Source organism: Methanobrevibacter sp. (genome assembly GCF_045539575.1).
Lineage (GTDB): Archaea > Methanobacteriota > Methanobacteria > Methanobacteriales > Methanobacteriaceae > Methanocatella.
In genome coordinates this window covers 17,783-33,330 of record NZ_JAZQFM010000049.1, presented here as the reverse complement: position 1 = coordinate 33,330, position 15,548 = coordinate 17,783, and the positions used below count along the sequence as shown (strand labels likewise).

Here is a 15,548-nt window from a genome sequence, read left to right as displayed (position 1 = left end):
TTTATTGTTTAAATAGTTATGGTAATGGCTTTGAATTTTAAAATCAATATTGATTTTTTCATATTTTGTTGTTTGAATCAATTTCAAGATGATTCAATTTGATCAAGAAGGCTATAATCTGAGGTGTATACTGTGACGAGCTTGTTTGATTCAACGAATGAGAATGAATATGAGTCCTCGAGCTCGTTGTAATAGCCGTCATGTCCAATCATTGTGGCTTTCTCGCCTCCCATGTAATCGGCGATTTCTCTTGCATCGACATACTGCTCGGAATACATCACGTCAATCTGTATGTAGTCATTGTCGCTTTGCCAGAACTTGGACTTGTATATCAGTCCTGAGTCGTTGTCGTCGATTTTTAAGCGGGTGTCCTCCTCAAAATAATCGGGAATTGTGAAAGCTATTGAATCCACATGGACTTCCTGGACTTGACCGGTTCCAAGAGCGCTGAATGCCCCAAATGCAACAATAACAATGGCAAATATCACCGCCAGAATTATTATCGGAGTCCTGTATTTGTCCAGCATGCTTTCTCTTTGGACTTCCGGTTTTTTAAGTTCAACACCACAGTTTCGGCAGAATCTCTCGTCATGGTCTATTTCCTCACCGCAGTTCGGACAGTACCTCATAACATGCCTGTTTCCGGTGGCCTTGCCGCAATCCGGACAGTAAAGCTCATTTTCATCCAGCTGGCATCCGCAGTTTTTACAGAATTTTTTCAACTCAATCCCTCAATAGTATATTTTTTCTCTTCAATGATAATATTTTTTTGCATTTGGATATAATAATGATTTATATTCATTTATTTTCTTTATAAGTTAATATTAATATTGTATTTTAAAAAAGATTAAATTTAAATAAGATTTGGTCTATATTGGATTGTATGAATGGCGAAATTGAAATTTTAGATAGGCAATACTCACAATATAATGATTATGCCTTCAAAAGCATTCTGCTGGAGCGTGCAAATGGGCTTTTGAAATTTGTTGAAATTCCCTATAGAATCAGCAAAACACTAATTTCTGAAGTTACAAATCTGGGGCCAAGCATTTCCAGAATGGATTTTGTAGGTGAGGCTGAAAAGGATGGAAAAACCGTAAGTCTGATAGTGGAATGTCAAACCAAACTTCCTACAGATGACGATATCAAAAGATTTTTCCAATATATTTCATCCATAAGAATTTTTAAGGACAATGATGTGGAATTATACATATTGTGCATTGAAAAAGCACCCTATACAAAAAAGGAATTTGTCATAAAGGAGGGATGTGTATATACAATGCATGTGATTTCCCTTAAAGATTTCAAGGCTAGTGAAATATTTAAAAACGTTGAATACAAATTAAAAAATAATGAGAAAATTACTGACATGGATATTGCATCATTGCAATTGATAGTCTACACTGATTTCGAAGAATCCAAACTGGAAATTTTGAACAGGGCCCGCAATTTGTTTGAAAGAATTTCCGAAAGTTTGGTTTTTGATATAAATGAAAAAATGGCAGTAATCTATTTGTTTGATGTATTGAGTGCAAATATGTTGGATGAAAATGAATATGAACAGTATGTGGAGGAGAATGTCATGATTCTTAATCCTGTTGAAAGATATATGAAAGAAAAAGGTAAAAAGGAAGGTATTGAAGAAGGAATTAAGGAAGGTATTGAAGAAGGAATTAAGGAAGGTATTGAAGAAGGTAAAAAGGAAGGTAAGCTTGAAATTGCTTCTAATTTGCTTGATGATGGGTTTGTCATTGAGGATGTTGTTAGGATAACTGGCTTGTCTAAAGAGGATATTTTAAAAGGTAAATAGTGGTGTAGTTTATTGTTTATGTTCTGGTACAAGTGAGCCTGATGCTATGGTGGGGAGATATCATGATTCTTAATCCTGTTGAAAGATATATGAAAGAAAAAGGTAAAAAGGAAGGTATTGAGGAAGGAATTAAGGAAGGTAAGCTTGAAATTGCTTCTAATTTGCTTGATGAGGGTTTTATCATTGGGGATGTTGTCAGGTTAACTGGCTTGTCTGAAGAGGATATCTTAAATGCAGGATAATTCTGACTAACTTTTTGATAATTATGTTGAACTCTAGTGATTCAAATTGGGACCATATACTGAATATCTCCACCGAAAGCGTTGACTATTCGGATGAGGACAATCAGAATTACGGATATGATCCGACACCATATATAGTTCTGGAAAGGCTGGTTGAACTTGATATTCTAAAAAAGGATGATGTTGTTGTTGATTATGGCTGCGGAAAGGGAAGAATATGCTTTTTTATAAACAGTCAGGTCGGATGCAGAATTATAGGCATTGACCACAGCGAAAGGCTGCTTGAAATTGCCCGTGAAAACCTTGAAAGCTATGGGGATGGTGCAGATATAGATTTTGTCAACTCCAAAGCGGAGGATTATGTTCCGGACGGCGCAAACTGCCTTTACTTTTTCAATCCTTTTTCTTCACATGTCTTTCAGGATGTGCTTAGGAGGATTGGCGAGTCATACGGGAGAAACCCCCGTGAGATACTGATCTTTTTTTACTACTCAACAATAGAATACAGGCTGTACCTGCCGACAGAGCCACGTCTGAAGCTGGTAGAATCGGCGTACTTTTCAGAAGATGAGATAGATAATGACACATCAGCAAAGCTGGATGTATTCAAATTCAATCCGTGAGGTGATAATGTGAAAATCTGTCAGGAATGCGGAAGCGAAGTCAAGGAAGATGAAAACAAATGTCCCAGATGCGGCAGTGATGATATCAAGGAAGAGAAGTTCTGTAGGATTTTGGGTGTGAAACTTGAATAGGGAATAATTTTTGATGGTTTTAAAAAAATAGTTTTTATCGCTCCTATAAATGAATAATCGCATTCATATAGAATTCATAAATGTTATTCTCTTTTGAAAACTTTTTCATATGGTTGTAAAGTTCACTATGGATTGAATCCAGTTCCTCTGGAGAAGCACCATTGACTTTTTCGAAGGAATAGATATAATCCATTGTGTCAATGTCTGGTCGTTCTCGCAAAGTCATTTCGCCTAATGCCTCAAATTTTCTAGCAAAATCTTTGATTTCTTTGGTGTAGATTTCCTTTGCAGGTTCCATTTCCTTTTTGAACCTGTCGAGTTTAGTAGTCATATTTTCCTCTCTTGATTATTATGATATCATCTCCATTTGTATGATATGATAGTATTTCTTGAAAATTCAGTAATGCCGTTGACTTCACAAAATTTGTCCATATGGTCATATAGCTCCTTAAGGGTTTGGTCAAGAACGTCTTCACCAGTACCGTTCAGTTTTTCAAAACGGAAAATGTAATCTTGGGTATCGATATCTGGCCGTTCCTGCAGGCTCATTTCACCTAGAAAATCGTAGTTTTTCGCGAAGTTCTTGATTTCTTTGGTATATATTTCCTTTGCAGGTTCCATTTCCTTTTTGAACCTGTCTAGTCTAGTGGTCATATTTTCACCTCTTTTGATTTGTTGGAAAATTCTGTTTCCATATTAAGTATATGTTCATTGATTAATATAAATTTAACTCGTTTTAAGCTTTTAAATAACAAATTGAAGTCAATTTTACAGTATTAAAGCAATTTTAAGAGATGAATGCAATTTTTAATTTCCAACTTTTGGAGCATTTTGCATATTTAGGATTCTTTGGAAATGTAAAATTCTGTTTCGGTTGATGATGAGGCTTATTTTTTTTAAAAAAAGAAAAAGTTAGTGAGAAAATTTAATCTCACTATTTAATTGTTATTGTTACCTGTTTGCTTGCGCTGTTGTAGGTTTTGTCTCCAGCAAATTTGATAACGGTTTGGAATTTACCTTTCTTGGTCAGTTTGATTGAGAAGGTAGCTTGTCCTTTTGCGTTTGTTTTTGCTGTGTAGGTTTTACCGTTCACTTTAAGAGTTACTTTTTTACCTGCGCTGAGGTAGACTTTACCGTCTGCAGATGATCCTTTGGTTGTTTTTATAGTAACTGTGTATGTTTTGGTTTTTGCAGTTGCTTTGTATGATTTGGCAGCTGCAGTGATTGTGATCGGTTTTTTGACTACATCAAGCATTGCTGAAGCAAATGTTGCCTCATATGTTGTGTTTCCAAGGTAACATGGAGCGCATGTGTAGTAGTTTGCATCCTGCAGGTTGATTTGAAGATGTGCTACACCGTTGGCATCAGTGGTCTTGTTGTGCACCCAGCCGTTGATAGCAAAGTATACAGCTTGGTTTGCAAGAGGTTTGCCGTTGGAATCTCTCAGCAATACGTCAAAGTACGCTCCTCTTTCACCTGCCTTATAATCAACAGCATAAACTTGCAGTCTGTAACCGTTGGTCACATTAAATTGTGTAGCCAATCTCTCAGGGGCCACATTATCTAATTTGATTGAAGTGTTTGTTGCAAGATATGTGTCGTTTCCTGCATAGTTTACAGATATTACAACGCCGCTTGCTCCCTTGATGGTGAATGAACCGTCAGCTTCAGTAGTTGTGCTGCCTGAAACGTCACCAACCATGTAACTAATTTCAGCATCTGAAATAGGGGTTCCGTCAGCGTCAACCAGTTTCATGTAAATGGTTAAATCATCCATTACGGTGATTTCACTGAATCTGGTTGCAACAGGAATCACAACAGGTGTTTCCGGAATGCTGAATCTTGAAACAGCATGTGCAGGTGCATGGGTATCATCACCGGAGTAAATCACGACAACATTGTGGTCGCCTGCAGTGATGTTTTCTATGGATACGCTGGCTTTGCCGTTTTCATCCAAAGGAACAATAGTTTCCTTACCGTCCACAATAACTGAAACATTTCCTGTAGCTCCAGGAATGCTTACTTCGATTGGGATGTCTTCTCCAACTTTAATGTCCTCAGGAATATTGATTGTCACATTGGAGTCCTCTTTTTGCTTATCGGATATTGTAAACTCGGATGAAGTCTCATTTGCATTGAACTTCTTGTCACCCATATAGGTAGCAACTACAGTGTAATCTCCAGCCTTAAGCACGTCTTCAAGGACTGCAACGCCGTTTTCGACATCAACATATAATACGTAATGTTCCGGTCCGCTGACTTCAAATTTGACAATACCTGTAGCGGCGGAGTTAACAGTGGCGGTGAGAGAAACATTATTGTATGTGCTTGTAACGTCCAGGCTGATTGGAGTGTTTTCTTTGATAGGATCGACAACAGTGAACAGGACGTTAGTGCTGTTCTTGTTGAAGTTATCATCACCGAGGTATGTCAAATCAGCATGATAGCTGCCTGCTTGCATAGTGGTGGTGAGTGTGCCTTTGCCGTCGGTTAGAGCAATGTTCATCACGGTTTCGCCTAGTTTGACTTCTACAAATCCGGTAGCTTTTGTATCTACGGTAACATCAATTGTTACTTTGTATCCGCTGACTGTGGCGACTGCGCTGATTGGGGTGTCCTTTTTGACGTGTCCGATGACTGTAAATTCTTCGGAGGTCATGTTAGTGTTGAATCTGGAATCTCCCATGTATGTTGCAATTACGGTGTAGTCACCTGCTTTGAATACGTCTTCGAGTACTGCTTTGCCGTTTGTTACGTCTGCGTATAGTGTGTATTTTTCATCTCCGTTCACTTCGAATTTGACAAGTCCTGTAGCATCTGAGTCAACGGTGGCTGTGAATGTAACGTTGTTTTCGCTGACTTTGACGTCCAGTTCGATTGTTGTGTTTTCTTTAACTGGGTCTGCTACGTTGAATGAGACTGCGGTTGCGTTTTCGTTGAAGTCGTTGTCACCGAGGTATGTCAGGGCTGCTTGGTAGCTTCCCGCTGGCATATTTGTGATGACTGAACCTTTACCTTCATTTAAAGCAATGTACATTACGGTTTCGCCTAAGTTGACTTCGACAAATCCTGTTGCTTTTTCATCGACTGTTACATCAATTGTTACTTTGTATCCATTGATTTTAACGTCTGCAGTTATTGGAGTGTCCTTTTTGACGTGTCCGATGACTGTGAATTCTTCGGAGGTTATGTTTGTGTTGAATCTTGCATCTCCCATGTAGGTAGCTGTGACAACATAGTCTCCTGCTTTGAATATGTCTTCGAGTACTGCTTTGCCGTTTGTTACGTCTGCGTATAGTGTGTATTTTTCATCTCCGTTCACTTCAAACTTGACGAGTCCGGTTGCATCTGAGTCAACGGTGGCTGTAAAGGTAACGTTGTTTTCAGCAACTTTGATGTCTAATTCGATTGTTGTGTTTTCTTTAACTGGGTCTGCTACGTTGAATGAGACTGCGGTTGCGTTTTCGTTGAAGTCATCATCACCGAGGTATGTCAGGGCTGCTTGGTAGCTTCCTGCTGGCATATTGGTGGTGAGTGTGCCTTTTCCGTCTGTTAATGCAACATACATTTCTGTATCGCCTAAATATACTTCTACAAATCCGGTTGCTTTTGTGTCTACTGTAACGTCAATTGTTACCCTGTATCCGTTGACTTTGACTTCTGCAGTGATTGGAGTATCTTTCTTGATATGTCCGATGACTGTGAATTCTTCGGAGGTAATGTTGGTGTTGAATGCGGTATCTCCCATGTATGTTGCAAATACGGTGTAGTCTCCAGCACTCAATACGTCCTCAAGAACTGCCTTGCCGTCTTTTACTTCTGAATATACTGTGTAATTTTCAGCGCCTGTAACTTCAAACTTGACAAGTCCGGTAGCGGCAGGATCGACATTAACGGTTATGGTCACGTTGTTTTCAACCAGTTCCACGTCTGCAGCAATCGGTGTGTTTTTGCGGTAAATCTCATCAACTTTTATTTCAATTTCTGTTGCGTTTGCGTTAAAGTCGTCGTCTCCAAGGTAAGCTGCAGTAGCAGTGTAGCTTCCGGCCGGAAGCAGCATGTTCATGACAGTTTTGCCTTCACTTACTTTAGCGTAAATGGTATTGTTGTTCAATGTGAACTCTACAAATCCGGTAGCGTTTTCATCAACATTGACGGTTACTGTAACGTCATATCCGTCAACCACAACGTCAGGGATTATTGTAGTGTTCTTCTTGATGTGGTCTGTTACTGTGAATGCTTTGGAGGTTCTGTTTGAGTTGAATTTGGAATCGCCCATGTATGTTGCAACTACGGTGTAGTTTCCGGCAGGTAAAATTGTGCTGTAAATTGCCTTGCCGTTATTGACAGCAATGTAAACCGCTTCACCGTCAATATTGAACTCAACAAGTCCGCTTGCGGCAGGATCAACTGAAGCAGTGATTGTCACATCGTTTTCGTTAGTCTCGACATTAACGTCTACGGTTGTGTTTTTCAGTTCCACGGTCTCCTTGATTACAGTGAATGCAGCATTAGTGGTTGCATTGTTGAAGTTGTCATCGCCTAAGTAGGTTACGACTGCACTGTAGGTTCCAGGTTCGAAATCGTATGTGAATACTGCCTTGCCGTTTTCTACAGGAACAATGAAGGTCTGTCCTAAAACAGCAATGGTGACATATCCGGTAGCTTGTGAATCAACGGTGGATTCGATTGTAACGGTATATTTGTCAACAGTAGGAACTGCTGTTATTGCGGTGTCCTTTTTGATGTGGCCTGTGACTGTGAATGTTCCGGCGGTTGAGTTAGGGTTGAATCTGGTATCTCCCATGTATGTTGCAACGACGGAATAGTCTCCTGCGGTCAGAACATCTTCAAGAACTGCCTTGCCGTCTTTTACTTCTGCGTACAGGTTGTACTCCTCTGCACCGGTCACTTCAAACTTGACAAGTCCTGTTGCGGCAGGATCAACACTTGCAGTGATTGTAATATTGTTTTCAACAACATTGACGTCCAGTTCGATTGCTGTGTTTTCTTTTGCAGGGTCAACAACATTGAATGAAACGGAGGTTGCATTTTCGTTAAAGTTATCATCACCGAGGTATGTCAGGTCAGCCTGGTAGCTTCCTGCAGGCAAAGTGGTAATTACTGAGCCTTCGCCATTGGTCAATGCAATATACATTACGGTTTCGCCCAATTTGACTTCAACAAATCCGGTAGCATCAGAATCCACATCAACTGAGATGACTGCACGGTAACCGTCGACAGCGACATCAGCACTGATTGGTGTGTCCTTTTTGATGTGTCCGATGACTGTGAATTCCTTGGAAGTTGTGTTGGTGTTGAATATGATATCTCCCATGTATGTTGCAACAACTGAGTAGTCTCCTGCGGTTAAGACCTCTTCAAGAACTGCCTTGCCGTCAGCTACTTCTGCGTATAATGTACGGTCTTCAGCGCCGGTAATTTCAAATTTGACAAGTCCGGTAGCCTGAGGGTCGACATAAACGGTAATTGTCACATTGTTTTCATTAGTTTCCACATCTGCAGCAATTGTTGTGTTTTCACGGTTAATTTCAATAACTTCTATTTCAATGTCTGTTGCGTTTGCGTTAAAGTCGTCGTCTCCAAGGTAAGCTGCAGTGGTTGTGTAATTTCCGGCTGGAAGCATCATGTACATGACTGCCCTGCCATCTTTTACTTCTGCTAAAGCCTCATTGCCTTTTGTGATGAATTTAACAAATCCGGTAGCATCTTCATCAACATAAACGGTCATGATCACGTCATAGCCGTAGACATCAACTTTGGAGGTTATTGTAGTGTTCTTCTTGATGTGGTCTGTTACTGTGAATGCTTTGGAGGTTCTGTTTGAGTTGAATCTGGAATCTCCCATGTAGGTTGCAAAGACTGTGTAATCTCCGGCAGGTAAAATTGCGTTGTAAATTGCCTTACCGTTATTTACAGCAATGTAAACTACTGTATCCCCGTTAATGTCGAACTCAACAAGTCCGCTTGCTGCGCTGTCGACAGTAGCTTCAATGGTCACATTGTTTTCCATAGAGGTAACGTCCACGGAAATTGTTGTGTTTTTCAGTTCCACGACCTCTTTGATTACAGTAAATGAAGTGACAGTGGATGCATTGTTGAAATCATCATCGCCCAGGTAAGTGACAAGTGTACTGTAGGTTCCATGTTCGAAATCGTATGTGAATACCGCTTCACCGTTGTTTACAGGAACAATGAAGGTCTGTCCTAAAACGGAAAGTGTCACGTAGCCGGTTGCAGTGCTGTCTACTGTAGTTACAATGGTTACAGTGTTTTTATCAACGCTTGAAACGGCAGAAATTGGAGTGTCCTTTTTAATGTGGCCTGTCACTGTGAATGTTTCAGCGGTTGAGTTAGGATTGAATTTAAAGTCTCCCATGTAGGTTGCAACTACTGAGTAGTCTCCTACGGCCAAAATGTCTTCAAGAACTGCTTTGCCGTCTTTTATTTCTGCGTATAATGTATAGTCCTCAGCGCCGGTTACTTCAAACTTGACAAGTCCTGTAGCTGCAGGATCAACAGCAGCAATCATGGTTACGTTGTTTTCATTCACTAAAACCTCCACTGTAATTGGAGTGTCATTTAGAGGAATTTCAGCAACGCTGATTGAAATGTCGGTAGCGTTAACGTTGAAGTCTTCATCTCCGAGATATTTGGCGTTCAATGTGTAGTTTCCGGCAGGAAGCAGTGCATTGAATATTGCTTCGCCTCCATCTACTTTAGCATAGACGCTGTTGCCGTTCAATGTGAACTCTACAAATCCGGTAGCTTCACTGTCCAAGCTGACAGTTACGGTAACGTCATAGCCGTCGACAGTTACATCTGAAGTCATTGAAGTGTTCTTTTTAACATGGTCTGTTACTGTGAATGCTTTGGAGGTTCTGTTTGCATTGAATCTTGAATCTCCAAGGTAAGTTACCAGGACATTGTAATCGCCTGCAGCTAGGTCAGTATTATAAACAGCCTTACCGTTGGCAACTGCAATGTAAACTGCTTTGCCGTCAATGTTGAATTCAACAAGTCCGCTTGCGGCAGGATTGACAGTAGCAGTGATTGTCACATCGTTTTCGTTAGTCTCGACATTAACGTCTACGGTTGTGTTTTTCAGCTCAACTGTTTTTTCAACAACTGTAAATGAAGTGGTTGTTGTTGCATTGTTGAAGTTATCGTCGCCTAAATATGCTACATCGACATTATATGTGCTAGGGTTGAAGTCATATGTGAATACCGCTTTGCCGTTTTCTACAGGAACAATGAAGGTTTGTCCTAAAACGCTGAGGGTAACATAACCTGTAGCATTCGCATCAACTGAAGCGGTAATTGTCACGGTATAATCCTCAACATCGGAAACTGCAGAGATTGCAGTGTCCTTTTTGACGTGGCCTACAATAGTGAATGTTTCGGCTGTTGAATTAGGATTGAATTTTGAATCTCCAAGATATGTTGCAACAACTGAATAGTCACCTGCGGTTAAAACGTCTTTAAGAACAGCCTTGCCGTTTTCAATTTCTGCGTATAATGTGTAGTTTTCAGCGCCTGTAACTTCGAACTTGACAAGTCCGGTAGCTTTAGGGTCAAATGAAGCGGTAATTGTCACGTTGTTTTCAAATATTTCAATGTCCAAATCAACCGGAGTGTCATTTAGAGGAATTTCAACAACGCTGATTGGAATGTCGCTGACGTTTATGTTGAAGTCTTCATCTCCGAGATATTTGGCTGCCAATGTGTAGTTTCCGGTTGGTAAAACAGCATTGTATACCGCTTTGCCGTCAGTCACTTTTACATAAATGGTATTGTTGTTCAATGTGAATTCAACAAATCCTGTTGCGTCATTGTCCAGATTGACAGTTACAGTGATGTCATGTCCGTTTACAACAACGTCTGAGGTTATTGTTGTGTTCTTTTTGATGTGGTCTGTTACTGTGAACGCTTTGGAGGTTCTGTTTGCATTGTATCTGAAATCTCCAAGGTAGGTAACAGCAACATTGTAATCGCCTGCCGGCAGGTTAGTGTTGTAAACAGCTTTTCCGCTGATGACTGCAACGTAAACAGCCTTTCCGTTAATGTTGAATTCAATAAGGCCGCTTGCTAAAGGATTGATGCTGGCAGTTATTGTCACGTCATTTTCAACTGAGGTGACATCAGCAGAAATTGTTGTGTTTTTAAGCTCGACAACTTGCTCGGTTACGGTAAATGAAACGGAAGTGGAGTTTGAATTGAAGTCATTGTCGCCCAAATAGGTTATCTCAGCGCTGTATGTTGCCGGAGCAAAGTCATATGTGAAAACAGCTTTTCCGTCTTCTACCGGAACAAGGAACTTCTGACCTAAGACATCGACAGTAACGTTGCCTGTAGCGTCGGAATCCACATTGGCGGTAATTGTTACTGTATATTCTTCAACTTTAACATCTGCAGTTATTGGAGTGTCCTTTTTGACGTGTCCTCTGACTGTAAATGTGCCTCTGGTGCTGTTGGAATTGAAATAGACGTCGCCTCCATAAGTTGCAGTGACGCTGTATTCCCCTTCAGCCAGCACGTTGTGGGAAATTGCCTTTCCGTTTACGATTTCTGAATATGTAGTGTATTCTTCAGGGCCGCTTATTTCGAATTTGACAAGTCCTGTCGCATTAGGGTCAACATCAACGGTGATGTCCACGTCATTGTCTGCAATTGTCCAGTTAATGTCCATTGTGGTATTGTCCTTTACGATGGATATTGCAGCTATGAGACTTGACTGGTTGTAGTTTTGAGATCCCGCATAGCTGATGAATACCAGATAATCGCTAGGGTCAAGACCAGCTGTTGGAACTTCAATAGTACCGTTTTTATCTGTGGTGTAAGTTTTAACGCCATAGAAGTTAACGGTAACAGGAACGTCACTTAAAGGTTTTCCGAAAGCGTCCAATAATGTTATTTCAAGATTTTCACCGCTGTTGTAAGTTGTAGTTATATTGTCTGAGACAAGTTCGGTAGGCTGCTTGTAAACTATCACTCTTATGTAGTTTGTTGTTTCGGTGTAGTTTTCATCTCCGCTGAAGCTTAAGGCAACCCAGTAGTAGTCAACAGGCAAATCGGTAGTGTATATGACTGCAACGCCATTCTCATCGGTTGTGTAATTTTCAATTATGCCGTCAAAGTCGGCGATGATTGTGTTGTTTGCTTTAATCGGATTGTAGTTGTTGTCTTTTAATGTTACGTTGAATGAGTTTTCAAAGCCGTATATTGTTTTAATCAGATTGGTGTCGAATGTGATAATCGGTTCGGCCTTGTTGACGGTAATGTTTACAATCAGGCTTGATTCTTCATAATTGTCAGTGCCGTCAAAAGTGATGTTTGCTGAATGCTCGCCTGCAGCCAGTCCGCTGACCGGTATTTCTATTTGACCGTTTTCATCAGTTACATAATCTTTTTTGCCGTTGAAATCAACAGTCAAGGTATAATTGCTTAAAATTTCTCCCAAACTGTTTTTAAGAGTTACAATTAAATTTCCCTCATTGTTGTAGGTTATAATCAGGTTATCTGATGTCAGTTCGGTAGGCTGCTTGGCCACTATGATTCTGTGATAATTTATTGCACTGGTGAAATTTTCGTTTCCGTCGTAAGTCACGGTTGCCACATAATACTCATTTGCAGGAAGATCTATAGTGGATATGGTGAGTGTACCGTTTTCGTTTGTTGTATAAGTTTTAACACCATTTAAATTAACGATAAGTACATGATTTCCTTTAACAGTATTGTAGTTTCCGTCTTTTAAGGTAACATTAAACAGGCTTTCATAACCGTATACTGCTCTTGTCATATATTCATCAAATGAGAGATGAGGTTCGCATTTATTGACTGTGATGTTTGCAGTCAGGTTGCTTTTTTCATAATTGTTATTGCCATTAAATGTAATGTCTGCAGTATAATTGCCCGCAGCCAATCCTTCAACAGGAATCCTGATCTGGCCGTTTGCATCTGTTACATAATTCTTTTCAACGTTATTCATATTAACAGTCAGATCCGCACCGCTGACAGGCCTTCCCTGACTTCCGGTTAAATTAACAATCAGCTCTCCGGTTTCGCCGTAAATTGTAATCAGGTTATCTGAAGACAGCACGCTTGCATCCTTGTCAATTATAAGTCTTGCGTAAGTTTTTGAACCGGTATAGTTTTCATTTCCATTAAATGCGATGTTAACACCATAAAAGTTCACTGACAGGTCCTCGGTAGGTATTTTAAGCAAACCGTTTTCATCTGTGATGTAAGTTTTTGCAACACCATCCAAATCAACAGTAACGATGTTGGAACCTTTAATCGGATTTCCGTCTTCGCCTTTGAGGGTAATGTTGAAGTAGTCTTCAATACCGTAGTTTACATGCATGATGTCACTGTCACAATAGATTTGGGATTGCGCCTTGTTGATTATGATTTCTGCAAGATAATTTTTTGCACTGATAAACTCGTTTCCTTTGTAGGTCACGTTTGCAAAATAACTTCCGGCCGCAAGTCCGTTGGTGGATACGTATGCAACACCGTTCATATCAGTAATGTATGTTCCATTAATTCCGTTCAGTGAAACGGAAATCTCTGCATCCCTTAATCCCATATATACATCACCGTTGGGATTAATTGATAATGTAATTCCCATGTAATTTCTTCTTGAATCTTCTTCCTGGTTATATGCTCTTGTCATGCCTCCGGAAATTGTGACATCAACCTTGGTAACGGTCACAATTGTTTGTGCATATGCATCTGCATAGATTTTATTATTTAAAGAGAAAAGTGCAGAATATGTGCCCGGTGTGAGTCCCAGTGTCGGCACAAATACGTTACCGTTTTCATCAGTGACATAATCCTTTTTGATTCCGTTTAATTCAACTGTTAATGGAACATTGCTTACAGGTCTGTTCAAGTAGTCTAAAACTCCTACTGGTATATTATAGTTGGAATTGTTGTAGTTGACTGTAATTGCAGGTACTCCAATAATCATGGTTGGAATTTTACTCACAGTAACAGTGGCCTTGGCAGCTGATTTGGAATATAGTTCATCGCCGTCAAATGTGATGTCTACATTGTATGTTCTTGGAACCAGATCGTTTAAAGCAACTCTTATCATACCATTCTCATCAGTTACATTCGCCATCAGTTTGCCTTTGAAATCGAAGATTACTGTTCGGTTGGCAACTGGTCTGTTTTCATCGTCGTTTAATGTAATTATCAGTTCATTATCGCCTTTGCAAAACATGGAAATGTTATTGTTGTCCAATGTGATTGCAGTTCCCATTTTAGGTATGGTTATTATTACAGAAACTTCATCGGCCGGATAATCAATACAGTTTATTTTCACCCTATAATTGCCAGGTGTCAAATTCACAATCCATTTTTGACCTGATAAAATATTGAACTCGTATAAGTCATGCCATACTCCGTCTTCAGCCTTTTCCACATGAAATGTCATGTTTACATCTTTAAATTCAATGCTTCCAGCGGTTAATTTGAATGGAAATGCGCTGCTTGAATTATATTTGCAGGTAAAATCATCCGCATTTATTATCATTTTCTCATAAACTGAAGTGCGGTAATTTTTATTCTTATCATCGAATGTACAAAAAATTGCTTCTCCTTCATAGAGTGTAAGACCATCACCTGATCCCTTAATATGATTGCCTTCGAATGTACAATTGACATAAGTTCCCTTATAACCTGCTCCTCCTTGATTAGTAACCCAATTATCTTTAAAATAACAGTTATAACAGGTACTCTCATATGCTGCACCACCTTTGGCAACAAGATCTGTGTCACCGCCATGGGATGCTTTATTATTGTAGAAGGTACAGTTTTCAGCATAACTTCTAGAAATTGCTCCACCATACGTTGCGGTATTTCCATTAAATGTACAATTTATAGCACGTCCTTCACGCATCGCAGCACCACCAGCATTGTTACCATAACTAAGACATTCTTCGAAAAGACAGTTTATTGCTGTGCCTTTATAAACTGCAGCATTATTATCACTTGCACATAATATAAACTTACAGTTTATATAAGTACCTCCAGTAACTGTCGGACCATTAAAAGTATTAATTGTCAAATTTTTGACTACAACATTTTTTCCCTCAGCTACTCTTAACATAGGAGAAGAAGAATGATGGCCATTAACATAGTGTCCCTGTCCGTCAATAGTCACATCACGATTAAGTTCAATCACCTCAAAACTATCACCGTCGTCCGCCTTAAATTCATAATCACAAGTTAAATTAATAACTGAATTCTGATTGTTTACAATATAGCTCCTAAATTCAGACAGCGGAGCCGCATTGGGGTCATAATCACGTTTCGATAATTTTTCATCATATTCGTCTTCCAAAATTACTTCTTCGTTTTCATCCGTGCTAATTGCATTCGCTGACGTGTCTTCAGCACCTACAGCGTCTGCAGTGTTGTCGGCTGCACTTGCAAAGCCAACAGCCGATAGACATATCAGCAAGATTGCAAATATCAGGATTTTCCTTTTTCCTATCAAAAAAATCAAACTCCATTTATACGATTGCGATATAAATAATATATTATATATTCGTGCGTATATTTAATGTTATGTTGTCTGAATAAAGTTACAAAAGGTTAAAAATGCTGTTTTTTATAGTTTTCAGAGAAAAGCTTGAACCATATGCGTGACAAATTCATATTACATGTTGATGCGGGTAAAAAATTTTGCGACATCTGAATATTATGTCAGTT

General features: G+C 39.6%; 8 protein-coding genes. 4 read left to right on the top strand and 4 right to left on the bottom strand.

The window, feature by feature from the left end; genetic code table 11:
• Positions 1-83: 83 nt before the first annotated feature.
• A complete protein-coding gene (locus tag ACKI30_RS06110; protein ID WP_407410795.1) occupies positions 84-722 on the bottom strand; it encodes a zinc-ribbon domain-containing protein in 639 nt (212 codons plus the stop codon).
• 161 nt (positions 723-883) lie between these two features.
• Between ACKI30_RS06110 and ACKI30_RS06105 the strand changes: the two genes are divergently transcribed.
• The 4 genes from ACKI30_RS06105 (at position 884) to ACKI30_RS06090 (ending at position 2,807) form a co-directional block, all read left to right on the top strand.
• Positions 884-1,810: a hypothetical protein gene (locus tag ACKI30_RS06105; protein ID WP_407410793.1), complete on the top strand. Its 927-nt coding sequence runs from the start codon at positions 884-886 to the stop codon at positions 1,808-1,810.
• A 62-nt stretch (positions 1,811-1,872) separates the two neighbouring features.
• The gene (locus ACKI30_RS06100; RefSeq protein WP_407410791.1) at positions 1,873-2,052 is read left to right on the top strand and encodes a hypothetical protein; all 180 of its coding nucleotides are present in this window, start codon (positions 1,873-1,875) and stop codon (positions 2,050-2,052) included.
• 23 nt (positions 2,053-2,075) lie between these two features.
• The gene (locus tag ACKI30_RS06095; protein ID WP_407410789.1) at positions 2,076-2,675 is read left to right on the top strand and encodes a methyltransferase domain-containing protein; all 600 of its coding nucleotides are present in this window, start codon (positions 2,076-2,078) and stop codon (positions 2,673-2,675) included.
• A gap of 9 nt (positions 2,676-2,684) precedes the next feature.
• The gene (locus ACKI30_RS06090; RefSeq protein ID WP_292741835.1) at positions 2,685-2,807 is read left to right on the top strand and encodes a double zinc ribbon domain-containing protein; all 123 of its coding nucleotides are present in this window, start codon (positions 2,685-2,687) and stop codon (positions 2,805-2,807) included.
• Positions 2,808-2,850: 43 nt separating this feature from the next.
• Here the strand turns inward: ACKI30_RS06090 and ACKI30_RS06085 are convergent, their stop codons facing one another.
• From ACKI30_RS06085 to ACKI30_RS06075, 3 genes are all read right to left on the bottom strand, one after another.
• Positions 2,851-3,138, bottom strand: a complete 288-nt coding sequence (locus ACKI30_RS06085; protein ID WP_407410787.1) for a hypothetical protein — start codon at positions 3,136-3,138, stop codon at positions 2,851-2,853.
• Positions 3,139-3,164: 26 nt separating this feature from the next.
• Positions 3,165-3,461, bottom strand: a complete 297-nt coding sequence (locus ACKI30_RS06080) for a hypothetical protein (RefSeq protein WP_407410785.1) — start codon at positions 3,459-3,461, stop codon at positions 3,165-3,167.
• A 280-nt stretch (positions 3,462-3,741) separates the two neighbouring features.
• A complete protein-coding gene (locus ACKI30_RS06075) occupies positions 3,742-15,333 on the bottom strand; it encodes an Ig-like domain repeat protein (RefSeq protein WP_407410783.1) in 11,592 nt (3,863 codons plus the stop codon).
• Positions 15,334-15,548: the final 215 nt, after the last annotated feature.

Coding starts and splice junctions, on each gene's coding strand:
- ACKI30_RS06105 (WP_407410793.1), top strand. CDS start 884: ATGAATGGCGAAATTGAAATTTTAGATAGGCAATACTCACAATATAAT.
- ACKI30_RS06100 (WP_407410791.1), top strand. CDS start 1,873: ATGATTCTTAATCCTGTTGAAAGATATATGAAAGAAAAAGGTAAAAAG.
- ACKI30_RS06095 (WP_407410789.1), top strand. CDS start 2,076: ATGTTGAACTCTAGTGATTCAAATTGGGACCATATACTGAATATCTCC.
- ACKI30_RS06085 (WP_407410787.1), bottom strand. CDS start 3,138: ATGACTACTAAACTCGACAGGTTCAAAAAGGAAATGGAACCTGCAAAG.
- ACKI30_RS06080 (WP_407410785.1), bottom strand. CDS start 3,461: ATGACCACTAGACTAGACAGGTTCAAAAAGGAAATGGAACCTGCAAAG.